Genomic DNA, 15,404 nt, shown 5'->3' on the forward strand with positions numbered 1-15,404 from the left:
CCAGCAACTTGGTTGCTGGGTTTTTCCAAATCATTTTCATTGTTAATCAATTCCGTTCGGAGGTTGAAATGTTGGAAGATACCATTGTTGCCATTGCCACTCCTCTTGGGGAAGGAAGCATCGGGGTGGTCAAGATCAGCGGTCCGGAGGCCATTGCCGTGGGACGGCGGGTTTTTCAGCCCAAGGTCAATCAGGACTGGTACATTAAGGAGAATTATAAACTGGTTTATGGCCATGTGGTGGAGCCGGACTCCGGGAAATCATTGATGAGGTGCTGCTCTCGGTGATGCGGGGCCCGCGCAGTTTTACCGCCGAGGATGTGGTGGAAATTAACTGCCACGGGGGGATTGTGCCCCTGCGCAGGGTCCTGGAAGTTGTGCTGCGCCAGGGAGCCCGCCTGGCCGAACCGGGGGAATTCAGCAAACGGGCCTTTATTAACGGTCGCCTGGATTTAGCCCAGGCGGAGTCCATCATTGATATTATTCGGGCCAAGACCGATGCCGGGGCAAAGATTGCCATGTCCCAACTGGGGGGCAAGCTCTCGGAAAAGGTGCATGGTTTACAGAATGAACTATTGGGTTTATTGGCCAAAATCGAAGCTTTTATCGATTTTCCGGAGGACGATATTCCCGAGGCTACCTTGGAGGAAATGGCCCACCGGTGCAATGGTTTATTAATCGTTATTGAACAACTTTTGGAGAGTGCAGATACGGGAAAGGTCTACCGTGAAGGACTCAGAACCGTTATTGTGGGAAAGCCTAATGTAGGAAAATCTTCTTTATTAAATGCTTTGCTTAGAGAACAAAGGGCCATTGTTACGGATATTCCCGGCACCACCAGGGACGTCATTGAAGAAGTCTTAAACATTAAAGGGGTCCCTTTAAAAATCATTGATACGGCAGGGTTGCGGGAAACTCAAGACCTGGTTGAAAAACTGGGAGTAGAAAGATCCAGACAGTTATTAAACCAGGCAGATCTTGTTTTGCTGGTTTTGGATGCATCCACCGGCTTATCAGAAGACGACCTGAATGTAATTAATTTAATTAAAGATAAAAAAGTTCTGGTGTTAATTAATAAAGTTGATATTGCGGACAATGCCATTGAAACAGATCAACTGAAACAGCTCATCGGTTACAGTGATGTGCTGGAAATATCGGCACAAAAGGATATAGGTCTGGACCGATTGGAGCAATCTATTTTGGATTTGGTATTTCAAGGTAAAATCACTGCTGCTGACAATGTACTGGTTTCTAACTCCCGCCATAAGCATGCCCTGGAAAGGGCAAAACAACATCTTCTGGAAGCCGGCCGAGGTATGCAGCAGTCTGTGCCGCCGGACCTGGTGTCCATTGATCTGAAATCAGCCTGGGAAATTTTAGGAGAGATAACCGGTAACACTGTGACAGAAGATTTAATTGACAGGATTTTTGCAGATTTTTGTATAGGTAAATGAGGTGAGAAAATTGCGATACCATGCCGGAGATTATGATGTAATTGTGGTGGGAGCCGGACACGCAGGTTGTGAGGCAGCCCTGGCTTCCGCAGGATGGGATGTAAGACACTGGTTCTCACATTGAACCTTGATAATGTTGCATTAATGCCTTGCAACCCGGCCGTCGGCGGGCCTGCCAAATCACACCTGGTGAAGGAAATTGACGCTCTGGGCGGGCAAATGGGTTTAAATACCGATTTAACAGCCATTCAAATGAGAATGCTGAACACAGGTAAAGGACCGGCCGTTCACGCCCTGAGGGCTCAGGCTGATAAGGTTCGCTATCAGCAGTTAATGAAAAAGACCCTGGAGTCCCAGGAAAATTTAGATATTAAGCAATTGCTGGTGGAAGAAATTCTGGTAAAAAACGGCCGTGTGGCCGGAGTGGCCACCCATATCGGCGCAGCTTTTTCAGCCAGGGCAGTGGTGGTTACCACCGGTACCTATTTAAAGGGTAGAATTATTATCGGCAATGTACATTTTCCCGGCGGGCCCAACAGCCAGTTTCCTTCGATGAATCTCAGTGACAGTTTAAGAAATTTAGGATTGGAATTGGGTAGATTTAAAACCGGCACACCTGCCAGGGTAGACCGCAGAACGGTGGATTTTTCCAAAATGACTATCCAGCCCGGGGATGAGCAATTGCATAATTTTTCTTTTATTTCCCCGGTAACCCACCGGGAACAGGTACCCTGCTGGTTAACCTATACCAGCGAGAAGACCCACCAGATCATCCGGGATAACCTGCACAGGTCTCCTCTGTATTCCGGCATTATTGAAGGAGTGGGCCCCGTTATTGCCCCTCCATTGAAGACAAGGTTGTCCGTTTTGCCGATAAACCACAGCATCAGATTTTCGTCGAGCCCGAGGGTTTAAGTACCTATGAAATGTATGTGCAGGGCATGTCCACCAGTTTACCGCCGGATGTGCAGATGGAGATGCTGCGATCGGTACCAGGTCTCGAACAGGTGGAAATAATGCGTCCCGGTTATGCCATCGAGTACGATTATGTGGTTCCTACGCAATTAAAGGCGACTCTGGAAACAAAGACAATCCCCGGCCTTTACATGGCCGGGCAGATTAACGGTACCTCCGGCTACGAAGAAGCAGCGGCCCAGGGGATCATGGCCGGCATTAACGCGGCTTTGCAGGTGAAAGAACAGGAGCCCTTTACCCTGTCCCGGGCGGAGGCCTATATTGGGGTGCTAATTGATGACCTGGTGACCAAGGGCACCAACGAACCCTACCGTTTAATGACTGCCCGGGCGGAATATCGCCTGTTGCTGCGGCAGGACAATGCGGATCACCGTTTAACCCAAAAAGGTTACGAGATAGGTATGGTCAGCGAGGCCAGGTATGAGCACTACATGAAAAAATGGCAGGCCATCAGCGATGAAATGGATCGTTTAAAAACGGTAGTAATCCCCGCCGGTGAGGAGACCAATGCATTGTTGAGGGAATTAAACTCCAGTGAGATCAGCCAGCCCACCCCGGCCCTCAACCTGTTAAGGCGACCGGAGATCAATTATAAATCTTTAATGAAACTTGCCGATGAGTTTACTCCTCTGCCGGATGAGGTCATAGAAGAAGTGGATATCGAAATCAAATACGAGGGATATATTAAAAAGCAGCTGGCCCAGGTGGAAAGGTTTGAAAAACTGGAAGGCAGGAAGTTGAGAGAAGATATTGATTATCAAAGTATCAAGGGTCTGTCAGTGGAGGCCAGGCAGAAACTGGATAAATTTAAGCCATCCTCCATCGGACAGGCTTCCCGCATTTCAGGTGTCAGTCCAGCGGATATCTCTGTTTTGCTGATTTGGTTGGAACAAGAACGGCGCCAGGCTGCCGGAGGTGAGTAAATTGGGCCAACTCATTACGTATTTAATGAAGGCATCTGAGGAGATGGGTTTTTCCCTGACGAATCAGCAACTTCAACTGTTCCAGAGATATTACGAATTAATACTGGAAGGAAATCAAAAATTTAATCTCACAGCCATAACGGAACCGGCGGATGTGGCTGTGAAGCATTTTGTCGATTCCCTCACCTGTTTATCGGCATTGGCAGTGCCTGAGGGTGCCAGGGTGCTGGATGTAGGCACCGGGGCAGGTTTTCCCGGCGTTCCTCTAAAAATTTACCGTCCTGATTTAAATATTTTCCTTATGGATTCTTCAAAAAAACGAATTACATTCCTAAATGAGACCATTGCTTCCCTCGGATTGGCCAGTATGCAAGCTGTCCACCACAGGGCGGAAGATTTTGGGCAGAGAGGGGAATTCAGAGAAGGATTTGATTTTGTTGTCTCCAGGGCGGTGGCCAGGTTGGCGGTTTTAGCTGAATATTGCTTGCCCTGTGTGAAAGTGGGCGGGTATTTTGTCTCGCAAAAGGGCCCGGAGATTGACAATGAAATTAAAGAGGCCCGTAAAGCTCTGGAGATATTGGGTGGAGAATTGCAGCAAGTAAAAAATTTAAAATTACCAATCATACATGACGGAAGAAGTTTGGTCATTATAAAGAAAACAAAGGCTACTCCTCTAATCTACCCCCGTAAGGCAGGCATGCCGGCCAAAAAACCAATCCAGTAAAAAAATCCAGGCAAAGCTGGATTTTATGACACTATTACCTGGCGGCGATTGATTTCAGGTTTTCGGCGGCAGCAAACATTTCCTGGGACGATGCTGCAATTTGCTGGGCAACAGCTGCCTGTGAGTTTGCCATTTCTTTTACCTGGTCCGATTCTTCGACTAAATTGTTAATCAGTTTATCTAATTCCATTTGAATATTTGCCACATGCTGGGCATATTGATTTACAGATTTAACCTTTTCAAAGGTTTCTATCGAAAGTTTGCCCACTTCTCCCGCCACAACGGCGAAACCCCTGCCGGAATCACCGGCCCGGGCCGCTTCAATCTGGGCATTGAGGCTGAGGAGTTTGGTCTGTTCGGCAATAACGGCGATACTGTCTGCCATATCTTTAAAATAATTAAAAATTTCAATAACCTTGTTAATATTTTCTTGTAAACACTGAATTTCATCCGCTTGCTTTTCTACGTTGGATAACAGCCTGGAAGACATGTCTGCGTTATTTTGATTGGCCTGGACAATTTCGTTCATGGTGGCGACCAGGGCTTCTGTGTTGTCATAAACCAAATGATTCACCTTCACTGCCTGTGCATGCAGTTGTTCTGCCACTTCTTTTTGGTGCACCAGACAACCACCGCGGATATTTTCACCGTTATAACAAGCAACGGCCCTGTCTCTACAGGTAAGGTAACCACATGCCCTGCAGTTTAGTTCATCTTCTTTATTATATTTACCGTCATCAGCCAGAATTGCTTTGAGCTCCGGCTCACTGGGCACCAGTTTCTTGTAATATTTATTATTCCAGGTGCGGTAGAATTTATTTTCATTAACCAGTTTGAAAACGGTATTGATCCATGTTTTAAATTCCGGCGCATTGACAGTATTTTTTACTAAAAACTTATAACCTTGATGGGATTTAAACAGTCCCTTTTGATTTACCTTTGCAAAACGCTCCTGGGTGTATGCAGCAACAATTCTTTTGTGTTCCAGCAAACTGCCCTTTACGCCCATTGCCTTGCCAGCGATACAGCCGTCACAAAAAAGAATGTCAATCAAAACCGGGTATCCTGTCAGGTTTTGGTCCATCTTTTTGTCTTCTGCCATTCTAGTTAAAAATTCAATGCTCCTGTTTTCACCGTCAACAATTAAAATGTCATTGCCAAGGGGATCAAGCTGCAAGCCGGTTGTAAACTCTTCCAGGGTCTTGGTCAAACCGCCGGAAATAGGAAAACCGGCGCCGTATAATGCCTGGATGCCGTCAAATTCTGTTTCCGGCAAGCTGGCGGGCGTGATATTATTCTGATCAATCAAGGTAATCAACTCTTCAAAGGTCAAAACATCATCAAAGAGGTTAAGGTTTGGATCCAGTAACTCTGACTTTTTTGCCGGGCAGGGACTGGCGCCGACGATGGGAGTATCCTCTTTGTTCCAGTGTTTCACCAGGACGGCCTGGGCAGCCATGGGACTCAATATTGGAGCAAAGTGGTCAATCAGTTGAGGGACATGTTTTTCGAGATAATTCATTAAAGACGGGCAGGGGCTGGTTATTACATGGGTATTTTCTTTGCCCTTTTCCTTGATTTGCCGGTCAATATAATCAATATAAACCTTTGTCACAATGTCAGCCCCAAAGGAACTTTCATAAACAAGATCAAAACCTAATTTTTTCAGGGCGCTGCAAAATTGCTGGGGCGTGCAGTTATATTTTTTTTGGCGACAATAATATAGGACGGTGCCAGGATGACAGCTGTTTTTTTAGCCCGGATAAGGTTTTTCACTTTTTCGAGGCTTGACCTGTATTTTCTGGCGCCCCGGGAACAAATTAAAACACAAAGGCCGCAGTTGAGACAGCTTTCATTTATTATATCGGATTTGCCGTCCTGAAAGCTGATTGATTTAGTCTCGCAGACCTGTAAACAGGCCGAACATGCTTTGCATTTTTCTTTTTCCACAAAAATGATACCGTCTAACATAATCTTCACACTCCATAACAAGAAAATAAACTTCATAATTCAACATTATTTGATAAAATACCTTTATTTTCGAGTAATTAGCAAGTTTAAAAAGTTAATTTTGAAAAACACACAATGAGTTTGTATAATTACAATAAGCTTAAAAATTTAAACAATAATATGGTAAATAATTAAACAGCTAAGGAGTGATTGTTTTGGGAGAAGCCATTTTTCGTCAGCAGCGAAACGGGCTTTATGCTGTTAATATTGTTGTTCCGGGAGGCATCCTCACGCCGGAACAGTTTTTGGGCCTGGCTGAAGTAGCCAGGGATGCCGGGGTCTGGAGAATAAAATGTGGCGTGCGCCAGACCCTGATCGCTGTTTTAGAACAAGACAAGATACCGGAACTACTGGAAAAAATAAAGGTATTGGGGTTACAAGTGGCTCCCTTTGGCAACAAGATTCGCAGCGTTAAAGCTTGCCCGGGCGGTGCTGAACTATGCCCCAGATCCTTAGGGCCGGCCCTGGAGTTGGGAATGGAGCTTCAGGCACGTTACCTTGGACAGGATGTCCCAAAGGACTTTAAAATTTCTACCGCCGGTTGTTCCCGGGGTTGCACGGAACCTTACTGCGCAGACCTTGGCTGATTGCCAAGGGAGCTGACAAATTTGACATAGTGATCGGCGGCAGAGGTGCTACCAGTAAGCCCATACATGGCATAAAAGTGGCGACTGATGTTGCTAAAGACAAAGTTTTTGCCGTAATTAACTTTTTGCTTAAACAATATCGTGCCTTGGCCCAACCACATGAACGCCTCTGCAAGACCATTGAGCGGCTGGGCATTGATGCCTTTACGCCGCCCCTGGAGTTATTCGTTTCAGAAAAAGCACAGCAAGATGAATTTGCCGCTTTTCTTTTAGGTTAAACGGAAAGGAGTAACAGTTTATGACGACTGCCCCAACAAGCGATAACAATTTTCAAAATTTATCAGCTACCTTGAATGAATTTTGCCGGGATTGCGATATCAATGCTGCCGGTCAATGCAAAGAGGCCGCTTGCCTGGTGGGTTTTTCTAAAAAAGTGATAAAATTTGCAGAACAAAAGGGTGTTTTGGATATTCCCGGCGCCGGCAGCTTAATCCCGAAAAATGACTTTAAGCATTACTATCAGGAGCAGGTTTCCAAGACCATTGCTGAGAGCTGCAAGTTATGCAAAGAATGCAGAGACAACCACTCTCCCGACTGTGTCATCTCACTGGTGAGAACTGCTTTGGAAAGCGCAGTACTGCAGGAACAAATTGATTATCCCGGAAGTACATTTATGTATTTGGCAAAGGTCAAGCAGCAAAACGATGAACTTTCTTATCAGATTGCATATCACTTGCGGAAATAAAAGCCCGGAACAACCGGGCTTTTATTGTAATGAGTTTTTCAAAAACTTCAGAAGGGCGGCAAAAATTTTTTAGCTGTTTCACGTGAAACATAGTAAATTTATATGTTGCATAGTAAATATAATAATGCAACTGGCGTTGCACATGTCTGTTACTGTGCAGCTTTTAATTGAGACTCCCACCTCTTAATTCTAATCAAATCTAGTAAGGTAGTTACGACCACTCCAAAAAACGAAATTACATTAACACTAATTAGTGCCACCAGATAACTCAAATTACCCGGTAAGCTTGAAAAATTTAGAAGTGTCATTACCGCTAAGATGATAGGTATCATTTTATTCATTGAGGAAATGGGCATCGTATTGGATAATTTAAATAGAGATGCTCCAACAATTACATGTGGTCCTAATATAAAGAGTGGAGTAACCATAGGCAGTACCATCAGTCCCAAAGGGTCATACCATGGCATTATTTTAAATCTTGACGTGCAAATGAACAGTGTGGTTATGATAGCAAATAGTTCTAGAACATTTAATAATAAAAATTTACAAGCGTTTTAGACATCATATTTATCCATCTTGGTATCTTTATTTATTAAACTAAATCATGGCAATCGTTAAAAGTAAGGACTGATTTTTAGAATCATTCGTAACTTAATTAATAAGCACTGTATAATCCTGAATCCGTGAAATAATCTCCTTGTAGTGCCTTGTAATTTGTAGGAATATAAAGGAATATGCAGATATATATAGATAATTGCATTTTCCAATATTCACCTCGGGGGTGCTACATGAAAAAGTTGAAAAACAAAACCAAAAATAAGAACGACGATAAGCAAACTATCTTTGTTATTGAACAAGGTAACGAGGACTGAACCACTCATTACGGTCTGGCTCTCATAGGTGCTTTACTGGCTAACACCAAGTTAAAAACACGCCTAAACAAAACAATGGCTACTGAGCAAAAGAATCCCCATATCTCTAATGGAAGCGTTGCTATTGCTACATTGGCTTGTTGTGCCAGGGTAAGAGTGACTTTGACCATATAGAACCGTTCCGAGAAGATAAATTTTTCTCCATCTCATTAAATATCAAAGAGACTCCATCCAGCCCCACCCTCCGCCAGCGGCTGAATATGGTCGCCAAGGATGGTACTTGGAATAATATCCTGTTAGAAGAATCTGCGGAGTTAATCAAGAAAACTAATGCTCCTTTAACCCGGTGTACCTGGGTCGGGAAAACAGAGCTTATATCCCACTGGATATTGATGTGTCTCCCTTTGATAACTCTAACACCAAAAAGGAAGGGGTCTCCAGAACCTATAAAGGCACCGATGGTTATGCCCCTATCTTTGCATATTTAGGCAGGGAAGGTTACTGCGTAAATACTGAACTACGCCAGGGAAGTGAACACTGCCAGAAAAATACCACAGAGTTCATTGCTGAAAGCATTCGGTATGCCAAAAAAATTACTCAGGAGCCTTTGCTTTTACGGATGGATTCCGGCAACGACAGCACGGATAATATCCGGATTTGCTTAAATGATGACACCAAGGCGGATTTTATTATCAAACGAAACCTTCGTAAGGAGACCCCTGAAGGTTGGTTGCTGTTGGCAAAAAACAATAAGGATATCTACTGCCAAGAACGAGAAGGCAAAAAAGTTTACTACGGTTCCATGATGAAATACAAAAAGAAACTGAACAGAGAAATCAGATTGGTTTACAAAGTTACCGAAAGAGCATCTGATGCAAAGGGCCAGATGTTCCTGGTGCCCCAGGTAGAGGCAGAAACATATTGGACATTGCTTCCTGATTTACCTCATGAAATCGAAAAACTGTACCATGAACATGGTACCAGCGAGCAGTTTCACAGTGAACTTAAGACAGACCTGGATTTAGAGAGATTGCCCTCTGGTAAATTTGACACCAACAACCTGGTGCTGCATTTTGGCGCGGTGGCCTACAACCTATTAAGGATGATAGGACAATCAACCACCCGGATGAAGCATGTGCTGCTGCGTAAGCAAGCAGACCGCCGCCGGATAAGGACAGTAATACAAAACTTAATTACACTGGCATCCCGGTTAGTATCGCACGCCAGAAAGAAGAAACTGCAATTTGGCAGACACAGTCCCTGGTTTGAAACATTTAAGCAGGTATACTCTGTGTGTTTAGCCAGGTAAAAGTTATCAACAAAAACACATTGAAAAAGCGCTTCCAAAATGGGGCTTAGTATGTTATTGCTAATTTTAGGTAATACAATGACAAATAAAATGTTGAACCAACCCAAGAAACGGTAAAAATAGTTAATTTACAATTATTACCACGTGATAACTATGCTGATTGGGTTAATCGATAGGGAACACAGATAATTCACGGATTCAGGTGGCTCCATTTACGTCCGCATGGGTTTTATAACCACAGTACCGACAGACAAATTCTGCCTGGGTACTGCGATTACTCTTATCGACATAGCCACAGGAGTTACAGGTTTGCGACGTGTAGGCAGGATTAACATAGGTTACTTTGATACCATATTCTTCTGCTGCCGCATCAAGTTTAGCGGTTATAACTGCCTTGCCAAACCGGGAGAGAAGTCGGTTTAACCTGCGGGATAGGTTGGGGTTTTGAAAGTTAAGTTTTTCTATAACAATCTCTTTGGGGCAATACAGCTTAACAATTCGGTTTACAATCCGGCATATATCATTTTTAAGGTAAGACCTGAGTTTAGAAACTAATCTGTCATAACGAGGGCTTCTCACTTTGAGTCCCTGCTTCTGCCGGTTACGGGCCAGTTCGGTGATAATGCCGTCATATTTCAGAAGGGTTTCGTAAAACTTACGACCAAATAAGTCGCCGCGGTCAGTAGTAAAAATACTCTTTAAGCCTAAGTCCAGGGCTATCTTAGGTGTCAGGGGTTTATATTCTTTGGATTTAGGTTTGTCCTTAATAAAAAATATAGTAATCTTGCCTTCCTTAGTCAAATTAAACTGACAGAAATTCTTTAATTGACCCGGTATATCCTCAAAATATTCGTTAGACTGCACAGGAATGTAAACCGGCTTGCCTTTATCCAGAGTAGATAACCGAACCCAATAGTCAAACTTCTTGGCACCGTTATTGTTCCTAGTTTTAATTACCGCAACCTTTTGGTCTAAAGCCATATTTATACGCCCCATCGTAGGCTTACGGTGTCTAGAAAGGATATGCTTAAATATCTTACGGGCCAGTTTAATAATTTCCGGCTCAATATCCCTGTACTGATCTTTTATTTTCTTGCCTTTTTCATTAAACACCGGAATTTTAACCGAACTATTAAACCACAGTCCATATTTGTTGATATACAATAGGTCCACCTTGGCTGATTCGTCTAAGGAACTGTGGCAAACTATATCCACAAAGTTATTCTTTCGATTGGAGACAAAAGACTCCAACAAGCCAACAATCTGGTACTGACAGGTTTGCTTATATCGTTCTGATAGTTTAGTGGTAAGATGCTTTATGTATGCATTTTTGTTAAAGCCACCCTTAGTAAAAAACAAATACCATTGTCTTACAGTGATTTTACTCGCCAAGACACGGTATTCATCCAGGACAGCTTTAATTTTAGTTTGTTTACTCTTGTTGGCCTGGTGTTTTAATTGGTAGGTGCGGATCATCTTTATCGGCATCCTTTGTTAAACATTCTATTATTTGCTCGGTCTTCCGTTTACTCCGTCTAAGGCCATACATTCTTGCACTGAACAAATAAATGATAGCGACTAAATCTTGCATCAAGTCTGTTTTATCATCTTCTGCCAGATTAACAACTTCTATCTTTCTACCTTCGTTTTCGAGTAGTGCTTGAATGTAATTAAAGCCAAATCGGGTCAGTCTGTCTTTGTGTTCAACGATGAGCGTTCCCCAATCATTTTGCTGCATTAATTTGAGTAGTTTTTTTCTGTTATCGTTGACCCCACTGCCAACTTCTTTAACGATATGGACAATTTGATAACCTCTGGCTGTTGCATATTGTTTTAGCCTTTCTGCCTGGGATTCCAGATTATCTTTGTTTTCATTACTTGATACTCTGGCGTAAATAGCCACCTTATTCAAGAGTGTTTCCTGATAGGTAGGGATAATTATTTGCCCTGTATGGCCATCTTTGTATGCACCGGGTATTTTACCTAGCTTAAAATGATTCCAGGCAGCTCGGTATGTTATTCCTCTTTGTTTTGCGTAATCACTTAGTTTCATATGAAAATTATACCACTTTTAAATTGAAAATTGCACTATTATTTTCTATGAAGCTCTATGTTTTTGATGACTTGTTATAATACTTCACGAGTAGCAGTAACTTTGGCCAAGCAACGTCTAATGACAGCGAGTTATGATTACTACCAGCTTGCCCATCCAGAAGAGGGGGTAAGCGGAGGCTTCAAATATAAGACAGTCCCGCATGTGACACTAAAATCCATCGCCAATAATGAGCCACCAGCGCAGGAAATTCTCTACGACCAACCACTTGTTGACAGCAAAAAGAAGCGCATCACCGGTCCCTTCACTGTAGAGGCAGTTCCAGCACCCGTGGTGAAATCCGTTGACGACTTGGGCCAGAAAGTGACCGAAGCCGACAATTCTGTGGCCCGCTCCGGAGAAACCCTGCGCCAGTCCCACTGGCGGGATGAACTAATGAAAACCGGTATCCGGGGCAAGGGTGGCCAGACCATTGAATTCTCCCGGTTGGAGCCGCTGCCGGGGACAAGCTGGCTCCATGCCGACGGTGAAGCAAAGGAGGATGAGCCCAAGCGGGTGGTGGTATCCTTTGGGCCGGAGCACGCTCCCCTGGAGCAGCGGCAGGTGGCCCGGGCACTGGAAGAGGCCCAGACCCTGGTACCCAGGCCCAAACTTCTCATCTTTGCTGCCTTCCAGTTTGACCCGGAGGCGGCCAAGGATATTGACGAGCTGAACTGGCCCGGCGTAACCCTCTTAAAGGCCCAAATGAACGCCGACCTTCTGACGGCGGATCTCAAGAAAAAACGGGCCAGTAACCAGTCCTTCTGGCTGATCGGTCAGCCCGACGTAGTGTTGCGCAAGGCAGGCAAGGAATATAAAGGTAAATACGTGGTGGAAGTGCTGGGTTTTGACTACTACAATACTAAAACCGGCGGCATCGAATCCGGTGATACATCTAAAATTGCCATGTGGATGCTGGATACCGATTACGACGGGCGAAGCATGTTCCCCCGCCAGGTTTTCTTCCCGATGGCCGGGGAAAAGGACGGCTGGGGGAAACTGGCCAAAAACCTCAAGGGTGAAATAGATCTGGATTTAATTGAACAATTCCGGGGTACCGTGTCCCTCCCCTTTGTGCCCGGCAAACACCGGCGGGTTGCGGTGAAGATTATTAATGACCGCGGTATTGAATCCCTGAAGATCCTGGAGGTGAAATAGGTGGCAGGCGGCATTGACCATCTCATTATCAACAGCCCCTATGAGGAACCTTCTCGACACTGGAGTTATAACCGGGACAAAAGGCAGTTTCACAAAGCTGAAGGCCGCCGCCCTGCCGGATATGTCATTGCCTCCAGCCATTCTAAATCCTTCGATGATCCGGGTATCTTTGTCGAGTTGCCCCTGGTCAACCAAATCCGCAAGCGGGTAAAAGAATGGCGGCAAAGGGGTTACCCGGGGGTTACCGGCATCACGAAGAAGCTGGAACTGGCCCCCATTGTAGATGGCAAGCCAGATGTTACTAAGCTAACTCAGATCGACCTCGAGGAACTGGGCAAACGGTACCGCAAGCAACGCATTATTTTTGAAGCAACCAGGGATATTTATGAGCAAATGAAGCCAAACTGGCAGGGCAACAAAGAATACCTGCTCTTTCAATTAATTAAGCTGGTGGAGGAATTCATTGATTCGGATAAAATTTGGATACCCAGTCTTTTTGACCGGGACGAGTTTAGAAGTCGCCTGTTAATTACCCTGAACATGAACAAGGTGGTACACCATATCTTCGAGGCCATCCGTTTTGATAACGCCCAGCACATTGAGCCTGTCTTTGATAAGGAGCGACCCATCCGCTCCACCGGTGATATGATGACCTGGTACACCAGCAAGCCCTGCGAAATTACCAGGAAATCCCACATTAGTCATGTAGTATTTGACAGTACCTGGGAAGCCAGTGAGGCCTTTGAACTGGAGCGCAACGAACTGGTGGACTCCTGGGTGAAAAACGACCACCTTGGTTTTGAAATTCTCTATATCTATAAAGGCGTGGTGCGCAAGTACCGGCCCGATTTCTTGATTCGTCTTAGTAATGGTAAAATGCTGGTGCTGGAGGTTAAGGGCCAGGACAATCAGCAAAACAAAGCCAAGCAGGAAGCACTGGATCTATGGGTAAAGGCAGTTAATGCCCACGGTGGTTTTGGTGAATGGTGCTGGGATATTTCTTACCGCATCAGTGACTTAAAGGATATCCTGCTAAAGCGGGGTTGTTTAATAACAGTAGATGGAGGTTTCCATAATGGCAGAATTCAAATATGAAATCATCAAAACCCTTGGCGTTCTATCAGAGAGCAGCAAGGGCTGGCGTAAGGAATTAAACCTTATTAGCTGGAACGACAAACCCCCAAAATACGACATCCGGGAATGGTCCCCGGACCGGGAAAAGATGGGTAAGGGGGTAACCCTTTCTGAAGAAGAATTAAAGGAACTGAAAAAAGTTGCTGTATGAACTGGAGTAAAATCAAATAAACAGCACTGTGTAATAGCCCAAGATAACTGCTGCCTTTCACCATACAGTAAACCGAAAACTGGAGTCGAAAGGCTCCAGTTTTTTATTTAGAGGGTTATTGGATAGAGTTGACAAAGCAAATGCATACATATATAATGATTTTAAAAGCATATTTGGATGTGATATAAAATGCGTATGATTAATGTTACGGATTTGCGTAGGAACGCTAAAGATGTATTGTCTGAGGTTATTGTTTCAAAACAACCTGTTGTCATACTTCAAAGGTCTAAGCCAGTTGCCTATCTTGTTGATGCAGAAAGTTTTGAGTCATTACAGCATGAAGGAAAAAATTTTAACGAAAAACGAAAAAATATTTTGGATAGGGTATTCCAACTTCAGGAGAAGGTTGCTGATCGGGTTGGAATACAAGAAGATTCAACACCTTTAATTAGAGAGTTACGAGAAGGAATACGCCATGAGTAAATATATTTGCATCGATAGCTCGGTTTTAGTCAAGGTTTTTATCAAAGAAGATGACAGTTATAAAGTCAAAATATTGCTAAAAAAAGTGCTGGAAGATGAACAAATAATTGTATTACCGGCTTTTGCTGGGCAGAAATCGGTACTATCCTAAGGAAAAAGGTTAGAAGTGGCATTATCACACCAAGGGAAGCAGATGAAATGTGGTCTGGGTTTCGTCAACTTCCTGGGGTTGAATATTTAGAAGATGATCTGGTTGCAAATCTAGCGTGGAAAATAAGTCGTAACTTTAATTTACCAACACTGTATGATGCGGCTTTTTTGGCAGTTGCAGAAACTGTCACACTAAGAACCGGGGAAGAATGTGAATTTTGGACAGCGGATGAGAAATTAGTTAACTCATTGAACGGCAAAAAAGGATATGTGAATCTTTTGAACGATATGTAAAAGAAGTGAAACTCATTAAGCGGTATCCAAATGTTTATAACTCAACTTTCGCAGCATGAACAGGCAGGTAAACCTTGATATAACTTGGTAGACCTGCAATAGGGCGTGGCTTTGGAGCAACCCGAGCACCTAGGAGGGTGTTGAAAAAACCCCTTTAAAACCCTAATTTTACTTCTTTCAAAAAATAAAATTTACATTAATTAACAGTAGTGACCCACTTTTTTTAGATTTTAAGACGAAAACTAATATTTTTTGAGTATATTACCTCCCATTTTCCAGTATTTGTCATGCAATTGGGCGCACTTATCCTATAATCGCAGGTAATGGCTCTTTGGCAATTTGTT

The 15,404-nt window shown here is 43.9% G+C and carries 14 protein-coding genes and 3 pseudogenes; 13 read left to right on the forward strand and 4 right to left on the reverse strand.

The annotated features are described in order from the left end of the window. The first annotated feature begins 68 nt into the window (after positions 1-68). From mnmE to rsmG, 3 genes and pseudogenes are all read left to right on the forward strand, one after another. Positions 69-1,453, forward strand: a pseudogene (mnmE, locus tag P378_RS12345) (tRNA uridine-5-carboxymethylaminomethyl(34) synthesis GTPase MnmE). Positions 1,454-1,463: 10 nt separating this feature from the next. After that, positions 1,464-3,351 (forward strand): annotated as a pseudogene (mnmG, locus tag P378_RS12350) (tRNA uridine-5-carboxymethylaminomethyl(34) synthesis enzyme MnmG). Next, entirely contained in the window at positions 3,344-4,075 is a 732-nt protein-coding gene (gene rsmG / locus P378_RS12355) for a 16S rRNA (guanine(527)-N(7))-methyltransferase RsmG (RefSeq protein WP_338013914.1), read from the forward strand. The pseudogene mnmG and the gene rsmG overlap by 8 nt, the downstream one beginning before the upstream one ends. A 34-nt stretch (positions 4,076-4,109) precedes the next feature. Here rsmG and P378_RS21820 read toward each other — a convergent pair whose 3' ends face one another. Both P378_RS21820 and P378_RS12365 read right to left on the reverse strand, forming a co-directional pair. After that, complete coding sequence (locus P378_RS21820) at positions 4,110-5,744, reverse strand: [Fe-Fe] hydrogenase large subunit C-terminal domain-containing protein (protein WP_238473189.1); 1,635 nt, start codon at positions 5,742-5,744, stop codon at positions 4,110-4,112. After that, positions 5,741-6,046, reverse strand: coding sequence for a 4Fe-4S dicluster domain-containing protein (locus tag P378_RS12365; RefSeq protein ID WP_099083463.1), 306 nt, complete (start codon positions 6,044-6,046; stop codon positions 5,741-5,743). The genes P378_RS21820 and P378_RS12365 overlap by 4 nt, the downstream gene beginning before the upstream one ends. 194 nt (positions 6,047-6,240) lie before the next feature. Here P378_RS12365 and P378_RS23050 point away from each other — a divergent pair, with 194 nt between their 5' ends. From P378_RS23050 to P378_RS12380, 4 genes and pseudogenes are all read left to right on the forward strand, one after another. Next, entirely contained in the window at positions 6,241-6,672 is a 432-nt protein-coding gene (locus P378_RS23050; RefSeq protein ID WP_274378718.1) for an NAD(P)/FAD-dependent oxidoreductase, read from the forward strand. Positions 6,673-6,701: 29 nt separating this feature from the next. After that, positions 6,702-6,950, forward strand: a complete 249-nt coding sequence (locus P378_RS23055) for a hypothetical protein (protein WP_274378719.1) — start codon at positions 6,702-6,704, stop codon at positions 6,948-6,950. Positions 6,951-6,970: 20 nt separating this feature from the next. Continuing rightward, on the forward strand, positions 6,971-7,417 hold the full coding sequence (locus P378_RS12375) for a hypothetical protein (RefSeq protein ID WP_099083464.1): 447 nt from the start codon (positions 6,971-6,973) through the stop codon (positions 7,415-7,417). 788 nt (positions 7,418-8,205) lie between these two features. After that, positions 8,206-9,598 (forward strand): annotated as a pseudogene (locus P378_RS12380) (IS1380 family transposase). 198 nt (positions 9,599-9,796) lie between these two features. Here the strand turns inward: P378_RS12380 and P378_RS12385 are convergent. After that, a complete protein-coding gene (locus tag P378_RS12385; protein WP_180261091.1) occupies positions 9,797-11,074 on the reverse strand; it encodes an RNA-guided endonuclease TnpB family protein in 1,278 nt (425 codons plus the stop codon). Then, positions 11,031-11,651: an IS607 family transposase gene (locus P378_RS12390; protein ID WP_099083466.1), complete on the reverse strand. Its 621-nt coding sequence runs from the start codon at positions 11,649-11,651 to the stop codon at positions 11,031-11,033. Before P378_RS12390 ends, P378_RS12385 begins: the two co-directional genes overlap by 44 nt. A 102-nt stretch (positions 11,652-11,753) precedes the next feature. Here P378_RS12390 and P378_RS12395 point away from each other — a divergent pair, with 102 nt between their 5' ends. The 6 genes from P378_RS12395 to P378_RS21830 all read left to right on the forward strand — a co-directional run bounded on the left by P378_RS12395 (position 11,754) and on the right by P378_RS21830 (position 15,060). Next, positions 11,754-12,848: a hypothetical protein gene (locus tag P378_RS12395; RefSeq protein WP_207654036.1), complete on the forward strand. Its 1,095-nt coding sequence runs from the start codon at positions 11,754-11,756 to the stop codon at positions 12,846-12,848. After that, on the forward strand, positions 12,849-13,943 hold the full coding sequence (locus tag P378_RS12400; RefSeq protein ID WP_099083467.1) for a hypothetical protein: 1,095 nt from the start codon (positions 12,849-12,851) through the stop codon (positions 13,941-13,943). It abuts the gene before it with no gap. After that, positions 13,924-14,133, forward strand: a complete 210-nt coding sequence (locus P378_RS12405; RefSeq protein ID WP_099083468.1) for a YdbC family protein — start codon at positions 13,924-13,926, stop codon at positions 14,131-14,133. The genes P378_RS12400 and P378_RS12405 overlap by 20 nt, the downstream gene beginning before the upstream one ends. 189 nt (positions 14,134-14,322) lie before the next feature. After that, positions 14,323-14,616 carry a type II toxin-antitoxin system Phd/YefM family antitoxin gene (locus P378_RS12410; protein WP_099083469.1) on the forward strand — a complete coding sequence of 98 codons (294 nt, stop codon included), beginning with the start codon at positions 14,323-14,325 and terminating at the stop codon, positions 14,614-14,616. After that, on the forward strand, positions 14,609-14,767 hold the full coding sequence (locus P378_RS21825) for a hypothetical protein (protein WP_238473187.1): 159 nt from the start codon (positions 14,609-14,611) through the stop codon (positions 14,765-14,767). Before P378_RS12410 ends, P378_RS21825 begins: the two co-directional genes overlap by 8 nt. Positions 14,768-14,814: 47 nt before the next feature. Continuing rightward, the gene (locus tag P378_RS21830) at positions 14,815-15,060 is read left to right on the forward strand and encodes a type II toxin-antitoxin system VapC family toxin (RefSeq protein ID WP_238473188.1); all 246 of its coding nucleotides are present in this window, start codon (positions 14,815-14,817) and stop codon (positions 15,058-15,060) included. The last annotated feature ends 344 nt before the right edge of the window (positions 15,061-15,404 follow it).

It is taken from the genome of Desulforamulus profundi (genome assembly GCF_002607855.1).